This is a genomic window from Peribacillus sp. NPDC096540, assembly GCF_050278525.1.
GTDB lineage: Bacteria > Bacillota > Bacilli > Bacillales > DSM-1321 > Peribacillus.
The window spans coordinates 107,638-128,420 of sequence record NZ_JBNNTG010000006.1 but is presented as its reverse complement, the minus strand read 5'-3'; the positions used below and the strand labels follow the sequence as shown (position 1 = coordinate 128,420).

Below are 20,783 nucleotides of genomic sequence, written 5' to 3'. Positions count from 1 at the left end.
CGTCGAGACGAATCATGTAAAAAGGAGATAATGCCTCGTTTTCCTACCGAATTTTCATTGACTTATAGGGGTAATCATGCAAAGATGAAAATAATTTAGAAACGAGTGAAAGGATGAGGGAAATGGATTTAACACAAAATACAGCCGAAAGTGTCGAGTTTATGGTAGAAGCAATCAAGGATAAACTAAAAGTAATGAACTTCGGAGCAATCAAATCCACCCATTTCGATATCGAAATGTATGAAGAACTTCATGATATTTATAAAATGGTGATGAAAAAAACAAATTTCAGTGTCCGTGAAATGGAAGCAATCGCTGAAGAACTTGGAAGACTCCGTAATAAGTAATATCCAAATCCTCCCATACCGGTGAGGGTTTTTTTATTTATTAAACAATTCTACTAAATTTGTTATAGTGAATATTATAGGACAATCAGACAGGAGTTGTAGGTATGGTCGAAAGAAGAACACCCATTAGTCTCGCAGATGCAGTAGAAAAAGTGATGAAACATAAATTAGAAGGCCAGGTGGAATTAGTCGCTCTTGAGGAAAGTCACTATCGTTTTTTAGCTCAAGATATTACAGCTACAAATGATGTTCCACATTTCAACCGTTCACCATACGATGGTTTTGCCCTCAGGTCTGAAGATACTGCTGAAGGTTCCCTTAATAATCCGCTCGAATTCGAAGTGATAGAAGAGTTGGCTGCAGGGATGGTTTCTACTCTTCCAGTGCAACAAAATCAGGTAGCAAGAATCATGACAGGAGCCCAAATGCCAGACGAATGTGATGCAGTTATTATGCTCGAGCTTACCAAGGAATTTGAAAAAGACGGGAAGAAATACATATCCTTCAAACGCTCTCTTAACTCAGGCGAAAATGTGTCTTTCAAAGGAGAGGATGCAAAAAAAGGTGATATTCTTGTCAAAAAAGGCACAATGATTAATCCAGGTATCATCGGCTTGCTTGCTACATTCGGTTACGCTGAAGTTCCAGTTGCCAAAAAGCCTGTCGTTGGCTTATTTGCTACAGGGTCAGAACTTCTAGATGTCAGTGAACCATTGCAACCGGGAAAAATTCGCAACAGCAACTCTCATGCCATCTCCGCCCAAATTCAGAGAGCAGGAGGAGAAGTTCGTTTTTATGGGAAACTTAAGGATGAATTTGACTTAAGTTATGAGGCGATTTCCTCAGCCTTGGAGGAAGTCGATCTTCTCATTACAACAGGGGGCGTCTCCGTCGGTGATTTCGATCTTCTCCCTGATATTTACAAAAAAATAGGAGCTGACGTATTATTCAATAAAGTAGCTATGCGCCCAGGCAGTGTGACAACGGTAGCTTTATTTAATAATAAATTTCTATTCGGCTTATCTGGTAATCCATCTGCCAGTTATGTCGGCTTTGAATTATTTGCCAGACCGATTATTCGAACCATGCTGTTTTCTGAAAAGCCTCATTTACGAAAAGAAAAAGCACAATTGGCGGAGGATTTCTTAAAGCCAAATCCCTTCTCACGTCTTTTGCGAACGCGTTTATTTTACGAGTCTGGCCAGCTGTGGGTAATCCCTAGCGGTGTAGATAAATCCAATATAACAACAAGTCTTGCAGGAGCAAATTCTCTAACGGTCTTACCTGGAGGCACTCGTGGATTCAAGACTGGCGATATCGTGGACGTCCTTCTTCTTGATGACCAAGAAGGATGCGTATGGCCTTGGTGAAACCATTTATATTTCAAGTGGTCGGCTACCAAAATAGTGGAAAAACAACTTTCATTACGAATTTAATTGAGAAGCTTCGCGAAGTAAATTTGGAAACAGCCGTATTAAAGCATCATGGGCATGGTGGAAAACCCGATCATACAGGTATAAAGGATTCCACCAAACACTTTCAGGCTGGGGCAGCTGCTTCACTTGTTGAAGGTGACGGGACGATTGAATTGCTTGGCAATTTTAGAAATGGAACCTCTATAGCAGAGCTAATTCAATTGTTGGGTCTTTTTCATCCCGACGTGATTTTGATCGAAGGATACAAGCAAGAAGACTTTCCTAAGATAATTCTAATCAAAGAGGAAAATGACCTTCTATTACTAAAACAGCTTAACAATATCAAAGCAGTTATTGCTTGGCCTGACTGTCTGGAGCAAACAAAGAGCTATGCTCCAGTACATGTCTTCCCTCTAGATTCGGATCATTTCATTTCATGGTTTTTAGAACAGATATGAAGGAGGTTTTTTATGTTTATTCAATTTCCCTTAGAAAAACGACGCGCGATGATTGAACGCATTCAAGAGTATGTCTATCAGGAGAATGGTGAAAAAATCGGCGAAATTGCTGCTGAAAACCACTTACAATTTATTCTCGACAACATTGCTCCCTTTATATATAATGAGGGCATCAAAGATGCTAAAACAGTAATTGAGGACCGAATTGGGAACATCGAAGAAGATTTATATTCATTGGAACGGCCAATTAAATGAGATGAAAAAACAGCATCAATTCTCGATGCTGTTTTTTCGTTTTTTTGGAGATAAGATGACCAAATCATCATTATTGTTCGGTTAATATAAGCGGACCGTTCTTTGTGATGGCAATCGTATGCTCATATTGAGCCGAGTATTTTCCGTCTGCAGTAGAGGCAGTCCAACCGTTCGCATCCCTGCTAGCTTTATATGTACCTACGTTCACCATCGGTTCAATAGTGAATACCATGCCCTCTTTAAGACGCGGCCCTTTATTTGGCAATCCATAATGCGGAACTTGAGGCTCTTCATGAATAACATTTCCAATCCCATGACCGATAAAATCACGGACGACAGAAAAACCTTCCGCTTCTACATATAATTGAATAGCATGACCAATATCGCCAATACGATTTCCTTCTACAGACACTTCAATCGCCTTATATAAAGATTCCTTTGTCACATGCAGTAAGTGTTCCGTTTCATTTGAAATCTTACCGACCGGGTACGTCCAAGCAGAGTCTGAAAGCGCGCCGTTATAATTAACGACCATATCAATTGTTACGATATCGCCATTTTTCAACGGTGACCTTCGAGGAAAACCATGACAGATTTCTTCGTTGATGCTTGCGCATGTCGCATATTCATACCCTTTGTATCCCTTTTGTTCCGGCTTCGCCCCATGTTTCTTTAAAAATCCTTCAACAAATTCTTCAATTTCCCATGTCGTCACACCGGGTACAATTAATTTTGCAATTTCCCTATGACAAGCTGCCAAAATTTTACCTGAGTCATGCATCGCTTGAATCTCACGTGCAGATTTTAATACGATCAATCGTTACACTTCCTTTTTTTTCGTCTCTCCTTATATTTTACTGCAAAGATAGAAGTATATGAATCCTTAAAACCTTATTAAAGAAAAAATCCCGACGGCGTCGGGATTTTTTTTATTTCAATAATTTAAGTGACTCTCGATTAAAGGCTGGGATGTCTTCTGGTGTCCTGCTAGTGACAAGCTGATTGCCACAAACAACCACCTCTTTGTCTAAATATGTAGCACCTGCATACTCCATATCTACCTTAATAGATTTATACCCTGTTGCATGACGTCCTTCAAGTGTTTTAGCAGTAATCAGCAACTGTGGTCCATGACAGATTGCGAATACAGGTTTTTTTTCATCCATGAACGATTTTGCAAACGTTACGAAGCGTGCATCAGCACGTAGCTGATCTGGGGAAAATCCTCCAGGAATGAACAAAGCATCAAAGTCCTCTGGTTTCACTGAATCGATACTTTCATCTATCTTGACTTCGACTTCACCTTGTTTGCCTTTAACAGTCTTCCCTTGTACCATTTCAATCGTCGTTACCGTATGCCCTGCTTCCTCAAATACTTTTGCCGGTTCACTGTACTCCGAGTCTTCAAACATATTAGTTACTACACAAGCGATTTTTTTACTCATAAAAAATTCATCTCCTCAATTTTTAGATCGAATGAACTTACTCCATTTATGTTCCCTCATGTAGAATAAATAAAACACATCTCCATCAATATATATAAATATTGATCTCTCGTTTACGAAAAACCACCCCACTGTACCCACCATTTCTTCAGAGAGCTTGCTTATTATATTTATAGATGAATTTTGTGGTTAAAGACTCTTGAACTCTTATCATGTTCTATTCTGATTATGCTTGGGGAATTTACCTACCACGTATATAGCACTAATAATTCTTTTGTTAATCCATTTTCGGTTTTCATCTGTATTCAAGTTTTCAAATATCCGCTTCCGCCCCTCTTCAGTTGTTACATAATAATTAGGCATGGAATTCAAAGATAATGTGATTATGTCATTCTTACATTTTCTGCACGAACAAAACGTTTGATATTCCATTCCAGCCATTAAAATTTGCACCCAAGTCACAACAATCTCTTCCATCACATTTAAATATTCTCTTTCCATATATACTCCTTTAACAAAGAAAAACCCGTCCATTCCAGACAGGTTTTCACTCAGTTATTACCGTCCGCGGAACAATCAGAATTTCAACACGCCGGTTTTCCGCTCTTCCACTTTTTGTTTTATTAGAAGTAACTGGCTTAAATTCCCCATGACCTTTTGCGCTGAACATTTCGGGATCCAAGTCTTTATTTTCGAGGAGCAGTTTCATGAAATTAACCGCACGCATAACACTTAAATCCCAGTTCGAATCATACCGGTAAGTCTGGATCGGTATATTATCGGTATGTCCGCTTATTATAATGTTTCGGGGTAAATCCATAACTAGAAGATTTGAAATTTCATTAGCAATTTTTCGATCTTCACTTCTAACCTCTGCCACACCTGATTCAAACAGCACATTATCCCTAATTGATATCAGCATACCTTCATCCGTGAGGTTCGTACCCAATTTATCTGTTAATTTATTCTTTTCAATATATGCATTTACACGTTCCTGAACCTCTGTAAGCTGTTTCTGTTCGCTTTTCCCTAACCTCTTAAGATCTTCTGCCCCTGTACTTTGTTCCGGTGATGTTGGTTTATTGCTGGGAGAATCGCTCGGGAATTCCATAAATCCCGTCCCGCTCGTAAACACCTGATTAAACACATTGGATAATTGTTGGAATCTGACTGCATCAACCGAACTCGAAGCGAAAAGGACGATAAAAAGTGCAAGAAGCAAAGTTAAGATATCGGCATAAGGTACTAACCATGACTCATCGATATGCTCTTCATGCCGCTGTTTTTTTTTCCGCCTAGCCATCTTCTCTCACATCGCCTTCTAACCACTTTTTACGATCTTCAGCAGGCAAATAGGATGTTAGTTTTTGTTCAATCGTTCTTGGCGCTTCCCCTTCGATGATCGATAAAATTCCTTCTATCATCATTTCTTTTATCCGGACTTCTTGTTGTGATTTTCGCTTAAGCTTATTCGCAAATGGATGCCATAACACATACCCTGTGTAAATTCCCATCAAGGTTGCAACGAACGCTGCAGAAATGGCATGTCCTAATGCCTCGGTATCAGCCATGTTACCTAATGCGGCGATCAGCCCTATTACCGCACCCAATACTCCAAGTGTCGGTGCATATGTGCCAGCCTGACTAAAAATTGCAGCCCCGCTTAGATGACGTTCTTCCATTGCATCTATTTCTTCTGCTAAAATATCTCGAATATAATCGGCACTCTGACCCTCGACCGCAAGATTCAACCCATTCTTCAAAAAGGTATTGTCAACTTGATCCGAAATAATTTCTAAAGCCAATAAGCCTTCTTTTCTGGCAATGACCGCCCATTCAGAAAAGGTTTTAATTAATTCTTCAGGCTTTGTTAATTGTTGTTCTAAGAATAAAACCTTTAATATTTTTGGAAATCTTTTTAATTCTGAAAAAGGGAAAGCCGTTACAACAGAAGCTATTGTCCCTACAATAATGATCAAGATAGCTGCTGGGTTAATCAGCGCTGTTATGCTTACGCCTTTCAATACCATTCCCACTAAAATAGCCACAATCCCTAGAACTACGCCCAAAACCGATGTTATATCCATAATACTCACCCATTCATTAAAAGTCTGCCTGCTCTTTATATCGGATGCAGTTTGAAAAAAATGAGTATTATTTTACTATTCCCTTGGATAGAATTTAAAATTTCATTCTTTTATCAAAAAATCTACCTGCTTTCCTCCTTATCAGAGGACTGATTCCATCAGCATATTTCAGTTCAGACAAGGTTTCCGTTGAAAAGGGAATTTTAAGCCGTTCTGTTCATTAATTCTAATTTTTTCTACACCTGTCTAAATTCATAAGAAATTTGACGATATCTTCTCTATTGTTCCAATGTGCTCCGCTCCATCCATTAATCTATTAAATTGGAAAACATTAAAAAAAAAGACGAAGCGTGTCAGCCTCGTTCTTTTTTCTGGTACCCTTGATTTCTACCATCCAGCCATTTGATGATGGGTGAGAGTAAAAATAAAATGAATAAAATTCTGAATAAGTGGAAGCTTGTGACCACAGATAAATCCACATGAACAGACATTGCTGTAACTGCCATTTCTGCCACACCGCCTGGTGCCATACTTAAAAACAATTCGTTAGCCTGTATAGATAGGATGGGAGCAAACTGAATCGAAAGATAATAACAAAATCCAATTAATAGGACATTACTAACGAATACTGCTCCGAACATCTTTCTGAAAAGTCGAGGATTGTCGACCTTCAATGTATACCCTAAATGCGTGCCAATCAACAATTGTGAAAAGTTCAACCAAAAATCAGGAATTTGCGGTGCCCCAGGTCCTGCCAAATTAAATAGGGCTGCTGCCATGAGAGGCCCCAGTAAAAATGGCAGCGGGAAGTTTATCTTTTTTGTGATGAAAATGAATAATAGAAAGGTTACCATCATCAGAATGGCTAATTTCCCATCATAATCAAACATGAAAAAGGGTCGATCTGAAACACTTACTACCGCAACCGAATCAACTGTCATAACGTGAGTCACAAGCCAAGGAACAATGGATATAACAAGGATGACCCGAAGTGTCTGCATGAAGCCAACAACAGTTTCATCACTATCCTTCATTTCCTCACTTAGGACCACCATCTGAGACAGACCACCCGGGAAACTGCCAAGCATGGACGTACTCAAAGATAAATTCATTCGTTTCCCAACAAACCAACCAGTTAAAACCGTAAATAAAATGATAGCAACCGTCGTAAAAAGCATGATGGGCAAATATTCAATCATTTCATTTAACGATTGTTTTGTGAACGAACTCCCCAGTTGTAAACCAAGGATAACCAATCCAGTGCTTCTAAAGGGTTTAGACCAAAACATGTACTTCCCTAATTTGATTTTTGCAATCATCACCACAAATAACGGTCCGAGCATCCACGGTAAATATATTCCTAGACGATTGAACACAAACCCACCTAAGAAAGCTAGAAAAGCTGTGAAAATAACTCTAAAACTCTTACTTTCAACTAAACATGTTTTCATATTATTACCCTTCTTTATCTATCAAAATTTCATCTTTCATCTTAACATAAAATAAACTGATTCAAGGCTACTACCCTCTCTTGTTTTCGCCTGGGGCAAGGAGTCTGATGGTGGATAATAATTTAATAATTCGCCTTGTGGAGAATCTGTTGTAAATATATCACTTTGGATGTTTTCCCTATTTCTTGACATTTATTTTATTGGATATGGGGGTTATTTATCGCCATTGCTTTGTTTTCATTGGCTGAGATTTTTAACAGCAGGGATTTGTATCTAAGCCTGATCCGGCCAATATTTGCTGCAGCTTGCTTGCGTTTTACAATTTGCAGAATGTTGGCACCATTGGCCATTCCCATAACAGAATGGATTGGTTACAATTGGACAATTTGCATTCTTAGTGCGCTCGCTATCGCAAGCGCCGTTTAAAATTTCATCATGTTTTCCCTTTATGAAAAGGAACAGCACATTAATTCCACCATTTACTAGATTTGCCACCCCCACAAACTCACAGTTCAAGGTAGAATGAGTATATAGGGGTCAAACTCTTATGAAGGGGTGACTAAATGTTATCAAATACAGAAATAGGCATTGACTTAGGAACTGCAAATACATTAGTTTACAGTAAAAATAAAGGAATCGTATTTAATGAGCCATCTGTTGTGGCCATTGATATAGAGACTAATAAAGTATTAGCAGTCGGTGTGGATGCAAAAAACATGATTGGAAAAACACCTGGAAATATTGTTGCGATCAGGCCACTAAAGGACGGGGTCATTGCAGATTTTAATGTTACTGCACAAATGCTTAGGGAAATCATGAAAAAAGCAAGCAAGGCTTTAGGCTTATCAATTCGAAAGCCAAGTGTAGTAGTCTGTACACCATCAGGCTCAACATCTGTGGAAAGAAGAGCCATTCAGGATGCAGTCAAAAGCTGTGGAGCCAAGCAGGTCCACCTTATTGAGGAACCAGTAGCAGCAGCAATTGGGGCAGGTCTGCCTGTAGAAGAGCCAATCGCTAATGTCATCGTTGATATCGGCGGTGGTACTACCGAGGTGGCAATTATTTCTTACGGCGGCGTAGTTTCTTGTAATTCAATTAGAATTGGCGGAGATCAATTGGACGAAGATATCTCCCAATTCGTAAGGAAAAAACATAATGTGTTAATCGGGGAACGGACAGCTGAACAAATAAAAATGGAAATCGGCTACGCCCTCGTTGAACATTCCGTTGTGACCATGGAAGTCAGAGGTCGCGACCTTGTAACTGGTCTTCCAAAACCAATTACGATATCATCCAATGACGTCCAGGAAGCAATCCAGGAATCGCTTCTTCATATTTTAGAAGCAATCAGAGCTACTTTGGAAGACTGTCCTCCTGAATTAAGTGGAGATATTGTTGATCAAGGTGTCATCTTGTCTGGCGGAGGTGCACTCCTTAATGGAATACAAGATTGGCTAACGAATGAAATTGTAGTACCAGTCCAACTTGCTGATAACCCGCTTGAATCAGTTGCCATAGGAACTGGCCTTTCACTTGAGGTCATTCATAAATTACAAAAAGCAGTCTATTAAAAAAAGAATTTTAGAGAGGGAATTCCAACTTAGGGATTCCCTCTTTTTTTATGTTTTATGCTGCCAAACCATATTGTTTTTAGAAATGCCTTACATCCCTTCATTTTATTTAGATATAACACACTAAACTGATATATTTTTTCTTGTTTGGGTAGAGAATAAGTAAAAGAAGGTTTATTGGACACCACTTCTTTATTTCCACTTATGTGCTGCTTTTTTGGAAGAATATTTCTTATAGGACTTAATGCATGCAATGTAACATAACTTATGATATAATATAATTATGTTACATTGGTAAGAGGAGAAGATCTATGGAATATGTGGAAGCCTTTAAGGATATCAATCAAATCAGCAAAATAAAAACGTACTTGCGAGCTCACTCCAGTCGGGATTATTTATTATTTGTACTCGGAATTAATACGGGTATGAAGATAAATGAAATGCTGGAAATCACTGTTTCCAACGTTCTCGATGAAACAGGAAAAATCAAAGAGTTTTATGAACAACGAACGGAGAATGAAGAAGTCACTCAAGTTTACTTGAACTTGAAAGTTCGTACCGCCTTACAAGAATACCTCAAAGGCTCGAAGGTTATCGAAGGTCAATTTTTATTTCTATCCCCTAAAACAAAAAAGCCGATTACGCGCCAACAGGCTCACCGAATCATTCATGATGCTGTGGAAGGTGCAGGTCTGACAGGTAAATTCGGAGCAAGTTCAATGCGTAAAACATTTGGCTATCATGCCTATAAACAAGGGGTGTCTCTTGCTTTGATTCAAAAGCATTACCATCATTCAAGTCCATCAGAGACACTAAAATACATCGGCATTTCCAAGGAGAAGAAATTTAAAACGAATATTGACGTTAATTTATAAACATACTTCTATCTTCTAAAACTCTAACCAACTATATTAAGGAGGAATTCCAGTGAAAATTAGAGAAAGCGAACTTCCTGGTATTGGCCAAAAATTTGAAATCATAACGAGAAATGATGAAAAGTTAGTAATTGTCATTCACGATGATGGCCGTCGGGAATTGTATCATTTTGATAATGAACATGAAGAGGTTATATCGAGCATCACCCTTAACGATCAGGAATCGCGACAAATGGCTTCCATCATAGGCGGCATGGTCTACAAACCACAAGCGCTTGAAACGATTGAGATGTCATTAGGCGACTTGGTTATTGAATGGTTCAAAGTCGAACCAGGTTCCAAAGCAATAAATCAAACAATCGGTTCGATTGATATTCGGAGCAATTACAATGTAAATGTTATTGCCCATTCGAAAAATGGAAAAAAACAACTAAATAATCCTGGTCCAGACTCTATCATCGAAACAGGCGATACGCTAGTAATATCTGGTGAAAGAAAAGATATCCGTAACCTAACAAGAGAACTATTGACCGACGAAAGGAGTGACTAAGCACATATGGACCATTTAGTCTTTGAAGTAGGAACTGCCCTGCTTCTAGTAGCATTAGCTGCTCTCGTTGCAGGTAAATTTAAAATATCAAATGTTCCATTATTAATTATCATCGGCATGCTCGTTGGCCCCCATGCTCCAAACTTCGGATTAATTGATCTGCGCTTCATCGAAAGTGATGAAATCATAGCGTTCCTCGGAAGAATCGGGATATTATTCCTTCTATTTTACCTAGGTCTTGAGTTTTCCGTTAAAAAGCTAATGAAGTCAGGAAAAAATATAGTAACAGGCGGAACGTATTACATTTTAATCAACGCTGGAATGGCCTTACTATATGGTTTCCTACTCGGACTTCCTTTAAGAGAAGTTCTAATATTAACGGGGATTATCAGCTTTTCATCAAGTGCCATTGTAGCAAAGGTACTTGTCGATCTGAAAAGAACAGGTAATAACGAAACAGAGCTGATTCTTGGTATCATCATGTTTGAAGATATCTTCCTCGCTGTTTATTTATCAGTCGTATCTGGATTGGTATTAAGCGATTCCGGTTCCATTTGGGGAACGTTACTTTCTACAATCATGGCTATCGGATATATGCTGATATTTTTCGTAATAGCTCGGAAAGCCTCTGGTTTACTCAACAAATTATTTAATATATCCTCCGATGAGATTTTTATTATTGTTGTATTTGCCTTGCTATTCTTTGTCGCAGGTTTCTCAGAAACAATTCACGTGGCAGAAGCCATTGGTGCTTTACTGCTTGGTTTAGTCTTTTCTGAAACGGAACACAGCGACAGGATAGAAAAACTCGTCATTCCCTTTAGAGATTTCTTTGGCGCCATATTCTTCTTCAGCTTTGGCTTGAGCATTGATCCGACGACCCTTGGTGGAGCTGTCTGGATGGTCCTTGGAGCCGTAATCATCACTATAATCGGTAACTTTGTCGCTGGTATGATTGCCGGACGCAAATCCGGTTTATCTCACAAAGCCTCAGCCAATATCGGTTTAACTATTGTTTCACGTGGTGAATTCTCCATTATTCTCGCCAACCTAGGCATTGCAGGTGGTTTAATGCCAATACTAACCCCGTTTGCGGCACTATATGTTTTGACACTAGCGATTCTTGGACCAATCCTTACAAAAGAATCCAAACATATATATAATATCCTCAATAAAATCTTCAAATGGACGCCGCCAAAGGTCCAAAAGGAACAACAAAAAGAAGAAGTATAATAGAGAAAGGCCGGACAAGATGTTCGGCCTTTTTTTACACTTCTTCTCTTTACCAATGTTACCCTCGAAACCTTTTCCTTAATTTCCCGTATATTATAGTAAATAGACGGGGGGCTAACATATTATGAGCCATTCTTGGAAAAGAGCAATTAGCTATTTATCCTACTTAATTCTATTATTAAGTGTATTATTTTTTGGTTTAAAATACCAACATCATCTAGAAATAATTAGTAGCGAAACATTTGAGATTAAGGGATATTTTTTGTTTCAATCTTTCTTCCCAATTTTCATCGGAATCATACTCGCGATACCTAGTATCGTGCAAAACTTTTTGAAAAAAGGTCACTGGAAAGTGAATTGGCTAAGGTTACTCATTCTTGGATTACCGTTTATTTACATGTCCACTATTCCAATTCTGTATTTCACTGAAATAATTAAATTCGATTTACCTTTCTCCACATTGGTTTGGGTAGGATACTTTGGAGCAGATGGATCAATCACATTAAATTCAATTACTGGAATAATTGCGAGTTATATTGTTCTTACAAGTATTAGAAAACAAACAGATATACAATGAAAGTCAACCTGAAGTTTATCAAGACCTTTTTTCTTTTTAGATAGAAGGATTAACTTACCTGAACAGAGGGAAAAGAAGCAGATAACCTTAGTAACTATTCAGGAGTGATGCCCGGATGAATAAGTCGATAAAATTCAGCAAGCAGCTTATCAAAGAAATAAAAGAAGATCGTGTAACAGGATTGGCAGCAGAACAGGCCTATTATTATTTACTCGCACTATTTCCTTTGCTCATTTTACTACTGTCGATTTTACCTTATTTGAATATCGATATTCAGACAGCCATGGATACTACAAAAACCTTCATGCCAGCGGAAACGGTGGAAGTCATCGAGGAAAATATTATCAACATATTAAGTGAACGGAACGGCGGCTTACTAACTTTCGGTTTCCTAGGCACCTTATGGTCAGCCTCAAACGGTATGAATGCTTTTATTCATTCCATGAACATCGCTTATGATGTAGAAGAAACAAGGAACTTCATTAAAGCCCGCTTTATTTCTATTATCTTAACCTTAGGCTTGGTTGTAGCTTTTATCGTCATGTTAGGTCTACCCGTTTTTGGGAAAGTGATCATCGATTTATTACAACAAGTCATCTCGCTTCCTGAAGAAATGCAAAGTCTATTCAGCTTATTACGGTGGGGCATTGCAGTTGTTGTTATCTCACTCGTATTGACCTTTTTATATCACTTTGCACCGAATAAGAGTTTTCCAATTAAACACGTTATCCCAGGGGCTGTGACCGCAACCGTATTGTGGCTCGGAATATCACTTGGATTCTCTTTCTATGTCAGCAACTTTGCCAACTATTCGTCCACTTACGGCAGTTTAGGGGGCGTTATCATCTTAATGTTATGGTTGTATTTGAGTGGTCTGATCTTTGTAATCGGTGGCGAAATCAACGCAATTCTTCATCGCCAAAATTCAATACCAAAAAAACAATCCCGTACCATCGTTCATCCTGTCCCACTTAAAAGGTAAAATAGCTTAAACAGGCTCAAAAGGCATCCCTTTTGAGCCTGTTTTTATGAAAGTTCGGTCCAATCTTACGTAAAGGAGTGGGATCAACAACTTTTATCAACGAAACTTTCTTTTTATCTCCGAAATTTCAGCTTTATCTACGAAAAGTCTCCATTTATCTTCGGTTTTTTCGATTTATCGATGATGCGACACAAAGCGTCAGGTTTCCGTTTAAGAGACAAAACAAAAAGCGGCTGCCCACATTCGGACAGCCGTTTTCCTATTTACCCTCTATTGACAAACTCTTCGTATCTTTCATCATGGGCCAGCCATGCAGCGTATTTCCGCTTTATATATTTATCCGCTTCCCCAAATGTATCAAATGTTTTTTTCTGTTGTTTTCCGTTGATTTCCACAATCCATTCTTCTTCTTCATCTTCAAAGATGAAAATGTCTTGTTTTTCTCTCGTTGAATAAAGGCAACCCTCTGGGGATTCCTTGATATTCAATTGGTTTTTATGAGCATCGCGTTTAATAGGCTCGGCAAAAAAGGTCTTTTCTACGAATTGACTGTATGCCTTTTCAGACATTGTGCAACCTGCAGCTTTTTGATGACCGCCCCCATCGTATTTGCCTGCAACCTCAGAAACATCTATGTCATCATGGATTGTCCGAAAGCTGATTCTTTTACTTCCAACCATTAGAATTGCAATATAATCCAGATGGGAAAATTCTTTGGACAATTCATTTCCCAATTCCGAATGATAGGACTCAGCATGGACCACACCTGCTGTATGGGGACCAACCGTAGCCTGATAGACTTCTCTTTTTTTCCTGTTTATGTACCGATCAACCCGGCTTTCCTCAACATCCAAAAGCGTTTGCTCAACTTCGTCAAATGTAAAGCTTTCAGCCGTTGATAATTTATGGGCGATTTTCATTTCAAATTCCTCAATTGGAATCATGAAGAACAAATCATTTAACCGTTTTGCTGTTAAATTTTTATTTACTTCCCATTCCCAAGTATCATATTGACGAACTAATTCAACAAATTCAGCAACAATTCGCGAAGGTTCCAACAATTTTTTTTCAACTGCATACTGATAGAATAATGAAGTCGCCGCTGTTTGTTTACCGTCTTCCTGCTCGACTGTTACAGATGCCCAATCATGTTCGTTCAAATGCAGAGCTGATTTATGATGATCAATCAGAAGCGCTTTGCCTCCATCTTCAACAAACTGTGATATCACTTTTTCATTATCTTCATCGACCGAAAGATCAGTAACCATCAATGTATCCTCAATTTTGGCCTGCTCAAGAAATGCTGCTACATTTTGATTAAGGCGCCCGATTGAATTATAACTAACCACTACTTCTTCCCCGAATGCCAGCTTCGCTATAATCCCGCATCCGACTCCATCTAAATCATTATGTGTAAAGAGATGGTACACACAAACCCCTCCTAAATACTAATATAATTACTTTTCCCTAAGATATGAATTTCAATTGCAATCTTTACAATTGTAGCATAATCATATCCGCATATTTTAACATGCTTCCTTTACGAAGAACTTTTGTAATAAAATATTTTAATATTCCACCTATTAATTCTTTTTTTCCCATTATTTATAGGTAATATATTACTTTGAATTGAGGTATTTTCATGTATTCATTAAGGGAATTTAGCATACCACTGTTTGCTGAAATAAAGTCGTTTACTACGGAAAATGGAACGAGACTAAGCGAACATCTTTTTAAAGAGAGTGAAGGGCACGTTAGAAGTCATGAAAAAAAGCTTTACGACCCTTTAACTTAAATCTCGAATGTCGCTATATCAAGGGTCACAAACGCCTCAGGCATCATTGAAGAAGTGGGAGCAAGCCTCGAGGATTACATACGTTCATCAATAAACAAGAAATTCCCCGAATTTTGAAGAGCTGTTTAATGGGTTGAAAAAGTTAGCTATCTGACATGTAATTGTACATTGGGTACATCAAAAAAGCCGCAGAAAAGAATTTTCTTCTCTGCGGCTTTTTTGAGTGTAACATTTACTGTTCAATCAATCTTCCAAGGTTCGCCATTTCAATAGCACTAACGGCTGCTTCATAGCCTTTGTTACCTGATTTTGTTCCGGCACGTTCGATAGCCTGCTCGATATTTTCAGTAGTCAACAAACCGAAGATAACCGGTACACCTGTGTCCAGAGAAACGGCCGCCATGCCTTTAGCTGCTTCATTGCAGACATAATCATAATGGGAAGTGGCCCCCCTGATTACTGTTCCAAGACCGATTACCGCATCATATTTGCCTGTGTTCACTAGTTTCTTCGCAATTAACGGAAGTTCAAAAGCCCCTGGTACCCATGCGATGTCAACATCATTTTCATCAACGCCATGACGCTTAAGGCCATCCAATGCGCCGCCTAAAAGCTTGCTTGTGATAAACTCATTAAATCTTCCTACCACGATTCCGACATTCAATCCCGATCCGATTAATTGTGCTTCAATAATTTTCCCCATGTCCAATTCCTCCTAATTTTTAAAAAAATATCATTTTTTTATTCTGTAAAAATTAAATGCGCTAAAAAAGCTTCAAGCATTCGGGATGTTCAGTTCAAGTTCCTGTTTCCCGGTTGTATCACTTTGTTGAAGATACCGAATCAAATCGGCAATCGTAATGAATTTAAGGTCGAATCTTTCGGCGATAACTTCTAGATCAGATACACGTGCCATTGATCCGTCTTCATTCATGATTTCACAAATAACGCCTGCAGGAGCAGCCCCGCATAACTTTGCCAAATCTACGGATGCCTCCGTATGTCCTGCACGTATTAACACGCCACCTTCTTTAGCGACAATCGGAAAAGTGTGACCAGGCCGTTGGAAGTCCCCAGCAACTGAATCTTCTTTAAGAAGCTCCAGAATGGTCAAGGATCGTTCAAATGCACTGATTCCTGTAGAAGTACTTTTATGATCGACACTAACTGTAAAAGCAGTTCCATGATGATCGGTATTTTCACCGACCATTGGATGCAGATTCAATTTTGCCGCAAGTTCTTCGGTAATGGTTGTACAAATCAAACCGCGTCCGTGGGTCGCCATAAAATTAATCGCTTCAGGCGTGGCCTTTTCTGCCAATACAACAAAGTCACCTTCATTTTCGCGGTCTTCATCATCGGATACGATTACTACTTTGCCAGCTTTTAAGTCTTCGATCGCTTCTTCAATTGTATGGAACATCTTTTACACCGCCCTTTAAATTAAAATCCGTGTTCTGCCAAAAACTCTAAATTCAGTCCTGGTTTTGAATCACTTTTTTTTATTTGATGTATAATATATTTCCCTATCATGTCATTTTCGATGTTAACTATATCGCCAGCTGCTTTCTGCCCCAATATGGTGTCCTGATGTGTCAGGGGAATCAGAGATACAGTAAGTAGGTTTCCCTCTATCCCGAAAATTGTCAAGCTCGTACCATCAATGGCAACAGACCCTTTTGGTATGCAAAATGTACTGAGTCCTTCTTCCAATTTGATCACATAATACACAGCATTTTCTTTTCGCTCTTTTTTTATTATCGTTCCTGTACCATCAATATGGCCTGAAACAAAATGGCCGCCAAACCTGCCCTGTGCACTCATGGCACGTTCCAAATTCACAGGCGATCCCAGTTTTAACGTCCTGATTGAAGAAGCTTTGACCGTTTCTGGCATTACGTCGACCGTAAACAAACTTTTCGTGAAGGACGTTACCGTTAAGCAAACGCCGTTGACAGAGATGCTGTCCCCCAGATGAACATCTTCAAGGATTTTCTCAGAACGAATCGCCAACTCCATGCTGCTTTTGCCTTTTTTCAAGGAATGGACGGTACCGATATCCTCAATGATTCCCGTAAACATGTTTTTCCCCCTTTTATAGAATATAAAAAACCCCTTAGATTGACCTAAGGAGTTAGCAGGAGAAATGAGTGAAAAATTGTATACCTAAAAAGCCCAATATTTTCATTTTTTGAAAAATTAGGCGCACGTATACACTTGGGTTCCACACGTCCTTCTCCCATCCAGACTATACTGTCGGCTTTGGAATCTCACCAAATCCTGCCTTTATCAGGCTCGCGGGCTTAGAATTTCTTCATCACCGCCGGTTGGGATTTTCACCCGACCCCGAAGGACTAAATTATTATGAATCTCTGAATATTTTATCACCTTAAAGTAAAGATGTAAAATTTCTAATCTTAAATGAACCATTAGTAACAAGAACTTACTATGTATAAAGAAAAATGTACATATTTTTCTTCAAGACCTCCTATGTGCTCAAAATGGTTAAATAAGTAAAATTAGTGGAATATGATAAAGGTGTCTCATTTCTTTCAAAAGAGGAAACTTATGCTTATTGTTATCATCAATTTAATTTTCTATCTGTTTGTCGTCACAATGAACTTTTTGGCCAATTACCTGCCGTTCAACGGCCAAACATCGGGCGAGGTTTCCGATAAACTTGATGTTCTTTTCACACCTGCTGGCTATGTATTTTCCGTTTGGGGTTTAATCTACTTTCTGCTCGCCATCTGGGTATTCAGGCAATTTTTTAGGAAAGCATCGTTACAGCCCTGCTTATAAGGCATCCTCCCCTTGGTTTGCTTTTAGCTGTGCCCTCTCAATGGTACCTGGCTTTTGGCTTGGCATTACGAACAATTTTTGTTATCCGTATTCATTATCATTGCGCTTTTGATTAACTTAATTGTCATTTATACAAACATTAAAAAAGTGAAGCATACCTTTTTCGACCTATTCCCTTTTTCCATTTATTTAGGTTGGGTAAGCGACGCAGCCATCGCTAACATTTCTTACTATCTCACCTATATTGGTTGGAAAGGATTTGAGATATCTAATGTAACCTGGACGATTGTCATGATGATTGCAGCAACAATCCTGGCCTTTGTCTTCGCAGTTAAAAACCGGGATTGGTGCTATCCGCTTGTCTTCGTCTGGGCGTTCATTGGCATTGGTGTATGGAACAGTACTCCCTACCCGGCAATCACCACATTATCCTACATCCTGGCTGCTCTAATCCTTATCCTATCCTTCACCATTTTCATCAAAAAAAATCGGGAAATAATCCGGGAAATGGGGGGACCCAGCTAAAAAGCTTGCTGAAGATCGTGCCAGATGTCCTGCCAAGCTTCGAGGCCTACTGAGAGGCGGATAAGCTGGTCGCTGATACCCATTTGTTGTCTGGATTCTTCAGGAACAGCCGAGTGGGTCATGGTAGCTGGATGCTGAATCAATGTTTCGGCATCTCCTAGGCTGACAGCTATTTTGATAAGTCTCAGGTTATTCAGGAATTTCTGGGCATCCTGCTTCGTACCTTGCAATTCAAAGGAGATAAGGCCCCCACCATGTTTCATCTGTTTTTCCTTTATATAATGGTCCGGAGAACTAGCATCCCCTGGATAATATACACTCTTCACCTGGGGGTGCTGTTTCAGCTCCCGAAAGATTTCCCTCGCATTTGCAGAGTGCCGGTCCATCCTGACAGGTAAAGTCTTTAACCCCCGCAGTAGTAGCCACGCATCAAACGGCGAAATAATTCCTCCGATATCTTTCTGAGTCGTTACCGCTACCTGATTGATAAACTCTTTCTTTCCAACTACAAGGCCAGCAACGACGTCTCCATGTCCACAAAGATACTTCGTCGCACTATGAAGGACGACATCACATCCATATTCAAGAGGCTTCTGTAAATATGGTGTCGAAAACGTATTATCCACTACAACCGTCACATTGCATTCTTTCGCAACTTTCATGACCATTTGTAAATCAATCATTTTCATAGTCGGATTTATAGGGGTTTCCACATATATGCAGGCTGTTTCTGGTCGGATCATTTTCCTTAACTGTTCCTCTGTTTCCATATCACAAAAGTCATGAGTAATACGATATTTACTATTCATCAACTGGAGGAGTCCAAACGTACAACCATATAACCCTTGTGAACACAAGATGTGGTCATCTGTTTTGGTTAATGCAAAAAGCACAGCCGATACCGCAGCCATCCCTGAGCTGAAAGCAAGCCCTGCTTCCCCTCCCTCCAATGCGGCAATCTTGGTTTCAAGCACCTGTACCGTTGGATTTCCAAGGCGCGAATAAATATATCCATCTTCTAAACCGGCAAAACGTCTTTCTCCTTGCTCGGCCGTTTCGAAAGTAAATGTTGAGGTTTGAAACAGAGGTGTTGTTAAGCTTCCTAAATGCTCCTTCGAGTCATACCCTTCATGTATTACTGCCGTTTCAATATGCTTATACTTCTCTGCCATACCGTCTCCTCCTCACCAATGTCTATTTCTATCATATGTCAAAATTCCACATAAAGGAAGCGTTTTCATTTGTATTTTTCACTCATTATTAAACTACTATCTTCAACAATATGCTATAATTTTACAATATTTCAATACTAATTTTGACCGCTCATAGATAAGGATTTTTGGAGGGGAAAAGATGAATAAAGTCATATTTGGTTTACTAGTCATTTTAACGACTGCATTAATGGGTTCGTCATTCGCTATTGGAAAAATAGGGTTAGCCTATACTTCTCCCATGTTACTTGCAGCCATAAGATTTATCCTTGCAGGTTTTATCATGGCCATCATTGTAAAACTCATCAAACGACCTCATCCAAGCAAGACCAAAGATTGGGCTAAATTGGCTACCATCGGTTTTTTCCAGACAGCCGGTGTCATGGGCTGCATCTTTGTAGGCCTTAGGACCATTTCAGCCGGGGAACTTTCGATCTTGACATTTATGAATCCTTTATTAGTTATCATTTTTGGAACGCTCTTTTGTAAAACAAGATACTCCCCACAGCAATGGGCAGGGGTTTTCCTAGGATTTATCGGTGTCTTCATCACAATGGGGGCACATCTTAATTTAAAAACAGGGACACTGCTTGGATTAATGTCAGCCATTTCCTGGTCCATCGCCACCCTGTTGATGAAAAACTGGGGACACGCAATCGACACTTGGGTCATGTCAGCCTATCAAATGCTGTGCGGAGGGGTACTGCTGCTCATCGGCTCTTTTCTTTTTGAACAGCCCTTTTTCATGATTACAACGGCATCCATGCTTATATTATTATGGTTAGCCATTATGGCTTCTATCGTACAATTTTCTATATGGTTTTTCCTATTACAAAAAGGGGATTCCGCCAAAACAAGTGCCTTTCTATTTCTAGCTCCCTTTTTTGGCGTCCTATCTGGTTTCATCTTGCTAGATGAACCGGTCCACTGGTACGTTGCGTTAGGTGGTTCACTTATCTTCGTAGGGATCTTTCTGGTTAACTGGACATCCCATCAAGTTGCATCAATAGAAAAGTCCATGTAGAGTGTTCTTCAAAATACACACTCACTGTAGGAGGGAACAAGAAACCATCAATAAGTGTTATGTGTTTTCTTAATTTGGTTTCACTTTTGAAAAATCTAAAAGTAGGTAAAAGTATTCATAACCAAACGATTTTGGGAGCTGTTCTTTGTTATATTTTATTCATGACGTTAATGATCGGCT

23 protein-coding genes, 1 pseudogene and 1 riboswitch are annotated in these 20,783 nt (G+C 39.2%); of the genes and pseudogenes, 13 read left to right on the top strand and 11 right to left on the bottom strand.

The window, feature by feature from the left end; genetic code table 11:
- Positions 1 to 122: 122 nt before the first annotated feature.
- The 4 genes from ACQKMR_RS08510 (at position 123) to ACQKMR_RS08495 (ending at position 2,475) form a co-directional block, all read left to right on the top strand.
- Complete coding sequence (locus ACQKMR_RS08510; protein ID WP_053344366.1) at positions 123 to 347, top strand: DUF1128 domain-containing protein; 225 nt, start codon at positions 123 to 125, stop codon at positions 345 to 347.
- Positions 348 to 451: 104 nt separating this feature from the next.
- Complete coding sequence (locus tag ACQKMR_RS08505; RefSeq protein ID WP_427696907.1) at positions 452 to 1,717, top strand: molybdopterin molybdotransferase MoeA; 1,266 nt, start codon at positions 452 to 454, stop codon at positions 1,715 to 1,717.
- Positions 1,705 to 2,220, top strand: coding sequence for a molybdopterin-guanine dinucleotide biosynthesis protein B (mobB, locus tag ACQKMR_RS08500; protein WP_427696906.1), 516 nt, complete (start codon positions 1,705 to 1,707; stop codon positions 2,218 to 2,220). The genes ACQKMR_RS08505 and mobB overlap by 13 nt, the downstream gene beginning before the upstream one ends.
- 12 nt (positions 2,221 to 2,232) lie before the next feature.
- On the top strand, positions 2,233 to 2,475 hold the full coding sequence (locus tag ACQKMR_RS08495; protein WP_201183026.1) for a DUF2164 domain-containing protein: 243 nt from the start codon (positions 2,233 to 2,235) through the stop codon (positions 2,473 to 2,475).
- A 70-nt stretch (positions 2,476 to 2,545) separates the two neighbouring features.
- Here ACQKMR_RS08495 and map read toward each other — a convergent pair whose 3' ends face one another.
- From map to ACQKMR_RS08465, 6 genes are all read right to left on the bottom strand, one after another.
- Positions 2,546 to 3,292 carry a type I methionyl aminopeptidase gene (map, locus tag ACQKMR_RS08490; RefSeq protein WP_427696905.1) on the bottom strand — a complete coding sequence of 249 codons (747 nt, stop codon included), beginning with the start codon at positions 3,290 to 3,292 and terminating at the stop codon, positions 2,546 to 2,548.
- A gap of 112 nt (positions 3,293 to 3,404) precedes the next feature.
- Positions 3,405 to 3,920 (bottom strand): type 1 glutamine amidotransferase domain-containing protein, encoded by a 516-nt coding sequence (locus ACQKMR_RS08485; RefSeq protein WP_427696904.1) that lies wholly within the window; start codon positions 3,918 to 3,920, stop codon positions 3,405 to 3,407.
- Between the two features lie 210 nt (positions 3,921 to 4,130).
- Complete coding sequence (locus ACQKMR_RS08480) at positions 4,131 to 4,421, bottom strand: late competence development ComFB family protein (protein ID WP_427696903.1); 291 nt, start codon at positions 4,419 to 4,421, stop codon at positions 4,131 to 4,133.
- A gap of 46 nt (positions 4,422 to 4,467) precedes the next feature.
- The gene (gene motB / locus ACQKMR_RS08475; protein WP_427696902.1) at positions 4,468 to 5,223 is read right to left on the bottom strand and encodes a flagellar motor protein MotB; all 756 of its coding nucleotides are present in this window, start codon (positions 5,221 to 5,223) and stop codon (positions 4,468 to 4,470) included.
- Positions 5,216 to 6,007, bottom strand: a complete 792-nt coding sequence (motA, locus tag ACQKMR_RS08470; RefSeq protein WP_427696901.1) for a flagellar motor stator protein MotA — start codon at positions 6,005 to 6,007, stop codon at positions 5,216 to 5,218. The genes motB and motA overlap by 8 nt, the downstream gene beginning before the upstream one ends.
- A gap of 353 nt (positions 6,008 to 6,360) precedes the next feature.
- Positions 6,361 to 7,458 carry an AbrB family transcriptional regulator gene (locus ACQKMR_RS08465; protein WP_427696900.1) on the bottom strand — a complete coding sequence of 366 codons (1,098 nt, stop codon included), beginning with the start codon at positions 7,456 to 7,458 and terminating at the stop codon, positions 6,361 to 6,363.
- A 563-nt stretch (positions 7,459 to 8,021) separates the two neighbouring features.
- Here ACQKMR_RS08465 and mreBH point away from each other — a divergent pair.
- The 6 genes from mreBH to ACQKMR_RS08435 all read left to right on the top strand — a co-directional run bounded on the left by mreBH (position 8,022) and on the right by ACQKMR_RS08435 (position 13,246).
- Entirely contained in the window at positions 8,022 to 9,029 is a 1,008-nt protein-coding gene (mreBH, locus tag ACQKMR_RS08460) for a rod-share determining protein MreBH (protein WP_427696899.1), read from the top strand.
- Positions 9,030 to 9,340: 311 nt separating this feature from the next.
- Complete coding sequence (locus tag ACQKMR_RS08455; protein ID WP_427696898.1) at positions 9,341 to 9,904, top strand: tyrosine-type recombinase/integrase; 564 nt, start codon at positions 9,341 to 9,343, stop codon at positions 9,902 to 9,904.
- Between the two features lie 52 nt (positions 9,905 to 9,956).
- The gene (locus tag ACQKMR_RS08450; protein WP_427696897.1) at positions 9,957 to 10,454 is read left to right on the top strand and encodes a cation:proton antiporter regulatory subunit; all 498 of its coding nucleotides are present in this window, start codon (positions 9,957 to 9,959) and stop codon (positions 10,452 to 10,454) included.
- Between the two features lie 6 nt (positions 10,455 to 10,460).
- The gene (locus ACQKMR_RS08445; protein ID WP_427696896.1) at positions 10,461 to 11,687 is read left to right on the top strand and encodes a cation:proton antiporter; all 1,227 of its coding nucleotides are present in this window, start codon (positions 10,461 to 10,463) and stop codon (positions 11,685 to 11,687) included.
- A 124-nt stretch (positions 11,688 to 11,811) separates the two neighbouring features.
- The gene (locus ACQKMR_RS08440) at positions 11,812 to 12,264 is read left to right on the top strand and encodes a hypothetical protein (RefSeq protein ID WP_427696895.1); all 453 of its coding nucleotides are present in this window, start codon (positions 11,812 to 11,814) and stop codon (positions 12,262 to 12,264) included.
- Positions 12,265 to 12,379: 115 nt separating this feature from the next.
- On the top strand, positions 12,380 to 13,246 hold the full coding sequence (locus ACQKMR_RS08435) for a YihY/virulence factor BrkB family protein (RefSeq protein ID WP_427696894.1): 867 nt from the start codon (positions 12,380 to 12,382) through the stop codon (positions 13,244 to 13,246).
- 263 nt (positions 13,247 to 13,509) lie between these two features.
- Here the strand turns inward: ACQKMR_RS08435 and ACQKMR_RS08430 are convergent, their stop codons facing one another.
- The 4 genes and pseudogenes from ACQKMR_RS08430 to ribE form a co-directional block, all read right to left on the bottom strand.
- Positions 13,510 to 14,676, bottom strand: coding sequence for a DHH family phosphoesterase (locus tag ACQKMR_RS08430; protein ID WP_427696893.1), 1,167 nt, complete (start codon positions 14,674 to 14,676; stop codon positions 13,510 to 13,512).
- 597 nt (positions 14,677 to 15,273) lie between these two features.
- Positions 15,274 to 15,744 (bottom strand): 6,7-dimethyl-8-ribityllumazine synthase, encoded by a 471-nt coding sequence (ribH, locus tag ACQKMR_RS08425; RefSeq protein ID WP_427696892.1) that lies wholly within the window; start codon positions 15,742 to 15,744, stop codon positions 15,274 to 15,276.
- 81 nt (positions 15,745 to 15,825) lie between these two features.
- Positions 15,826 to 16,464: pseudogene (ribB, locus tag ACQKMR_RS08420) on the bottom strand (3,4-dihydroxy-2-butanone-4-phosphate synthase); the annotation flags it as partial.
- Positions 16,465 to 16,484: 20 nt separating this feature from the next.
- Positions 16,485 to 17,123: a riboflavin synthase gene (ribE, locus tag ACQKMR_RS08415; RefSeq protein ID WP_427696891.1), complete on the bottom strand. Its 639-nt coding sequence runs from the start codon at positions 17,121 to 17,123 to the stop codon at positions 16,485 to 16,487.
- A 145-nt stretch (positions 17,124 to 17,268) separates the two neighbouring features.
- A riboswitch (FMN riboswitch) is annotated at positions 17,269 to 17,399 on the bottom strand.
- Positions 17,400 to 17,609: 210 nt separating this feature from the next.
- Here ribE and ACQKMR_RS08410 point away from each other — a divergent pair.
- Both ACQKMR_RS08410 and ACQKMR_RS08405 read left to right on the top strand, forming a co-directional pair.
- Positions 17,610 to 17,843, top strand: coding sequence for a hypothetical protein (locus ACQKMR_RS08410; protein ID WP_427696890.1), 234 nt, complete (start codon positions 17,610 to 17,612; stop codon positions 17,841 to 17,843).
- Between the two features lie 54 nt (positions 17,844 to 17,897).
- Positions 17,898 to 18,368 (top strand): hypothetical protein, encoded by a 471-nt coding sequence (locus ACQKMR_RS08405; protein ID WP_427696889.1) that lies wholly within the window; start codon positions 17,898 to 17,900, stop codon positions 18,366 to 18,368.
- Here the strand turns inward: ACQKMR_RS08405 and megL are convergent.
- The gene (gene megL / locus ACQKMR_RS08400; RefSeq protein WP_427696888.1) at positions 18,365 to 19,540 is read right to left on the bottom strand and encodes a methionine gamma-lyase; all 1,176 of its coding nucleotides are present in this window, start codon (positions 19,538 to 19,540) and stop codon (positions 18,365 to 18,367) included. The genes ACQKMR_RS08405 and megL overlap by 4 nt on opposite strands.
- 181 nt (positions 19,541 to 19,721) lie before the next feature.
- On the opposite strand from megL, the gene ACQKMR_RS08395 reads away from it, so the two are divergent.
- Positions 19,722 to 20,603 (top strand): DMT family transporter, encoded by an 882-nt coding sequence (locus ACQKMR_RS08395; RefSeq protein ID WP_427696887.1) that lies wholly within the window; start codon positions 19,722 to 19,724, stop codon positions 20,601 to 20,603.
- Positions 20,604 to 20,783 lie beyond the last annotated feature (180 nt).

Excerpts from the sequence above, each read along its gene's own strand:
- ACQKMR_RS08510 (WP_053344366.1), top strand. The coding sequence starts at position 123 with ATGGATTTAACACAAAATACAGCCGAAAGTGTCGAGTTTATGGTAGAA.
- ACQKMR_RS08505 (WP_427696907.1), top strand. The coding sequence starts at position 452 with ATGGTCGAAAGAAGAACACCCATTAGTCTCGCAGATGCAGTAGAAAAA.
- mobB (WP_427696906.1), top strand. The coding sequence starts at position 1,705 with ATGGCCTTGGTGAAACCATTTATATTTCAAGTGGTCGGCTACCAAAAT.
- ACQKMR_RS08495 (WP_201183026.1), top strand. The coding sequence starts at position 2,233 with ATGTTTATTCAATTTCCCTTAGAAAAACGACGCGCGATGATTGAACGC.
- ACQKMR_RS08485 (WP_427696904.1), bottom strand. The coding sequence starts at position 3,920 with ATGAGTAAAAAAATCGCTTGTGTAGTAACTAATATGTTTGAAGACTCG.
- ACQKMR_RS08480 (WP_427696903.1), bottom strand. The coding sequence starts at position 4,421 with ATGGAAAGAGAATATTTAAATGTGATGGAAGAGATTGTTGTGACTTGG.
- motB (WP_427696902.1), bottom strand. The coding sequence starts at position 5,223 with ATGGCTAGGCGGAAAAAAAAACAGCGGCATGAAGAGCATATCGATGAG.
- motA (WP_427696901.1), bottom strand. The coding sequence starts at position 6,007 with ATGGATATAACATCGGTTTTGGGCGTAGTTCTAGGGATTGTGGCTATT.
- ACQKMR_RS08465 (WP_427696900.1), bottom strand. The coding sequence starts at position 7,458 with ATGAAAACATGTTTAGTTGAAAGTAAGAGTTTTAGAGTTATTTTCACA.
- mreBH (WP_427696899.1), top strand. The coding sequence starts at position 8,022 with ATGTTATCAAATACAGAAATAGGCATTGACTTAGGAACTGCAAATACA.
- ACQKMR_RS08455 (WP_427696898.1), top strand. The coding sequence starts at position 9,341 with ATGGAATATGTGGAAGCCTTTAAGGATATCAATCAAATCAGCAAAATA.
- ACQKMR_RS08445 (WP_427696896.1), top strand. The coding sequence starts at position 10,461 with ATGGACCATTTAGTCTTTGAAGTAGGAACTGCCCTGCTTCTAGTAGCA.
- ACQKMR_RS08440 (WP_427696895.1), top strand. The coding sequence starts at position 11,812 with ATGAGCCATTCTTGGAAAAGAGCAATTAGCTATTTATCCTACTTAATT.
- ACQKMR_RS08435 (WP_427696894.1), top strand. The coding sequence starts at position 12,380 with ATGAATAAGTCGATAAAATTCAGCAAGCAGCTTATCAAAGAAATAAAA.
- ribH (WP_427696892.1), bottom strand. The coding sequence starts at position 15,744 with ATGGGGAAAATTATTGAAGCACAATTAATCGGATCGGGATTGAATGTC.
- ribE (WP_427696891.1), bottom strand. The coding sequence starts at position 17,123 with ATGTTTACGGGAATCATTGAGGATATCGGTACCGTCCATTCCTTGAAA.
- ACQKMR_RS08410 (WP_427696890.1), top strand. The coding sequence starts at position 17,610 with ATGCTTATTGTTATCATCAATTTAATTTTCTATCTGTTTGTCGTCACA.
- megL (WP_427696888.1), bottom strand. The coding sequence starts at position 19,540 with ATGGCAGAGAAGTATAAGCATATTGAAACGGCAGTAATACATGAAGGG.
- ACQKMR_RS08395 (WP_427696887.1), top strand. The coding sequence starts at position 19,722 with ATGAATAAAGTCATATTTGGTTTACTAGTCATTTTAACGACTGCATTA.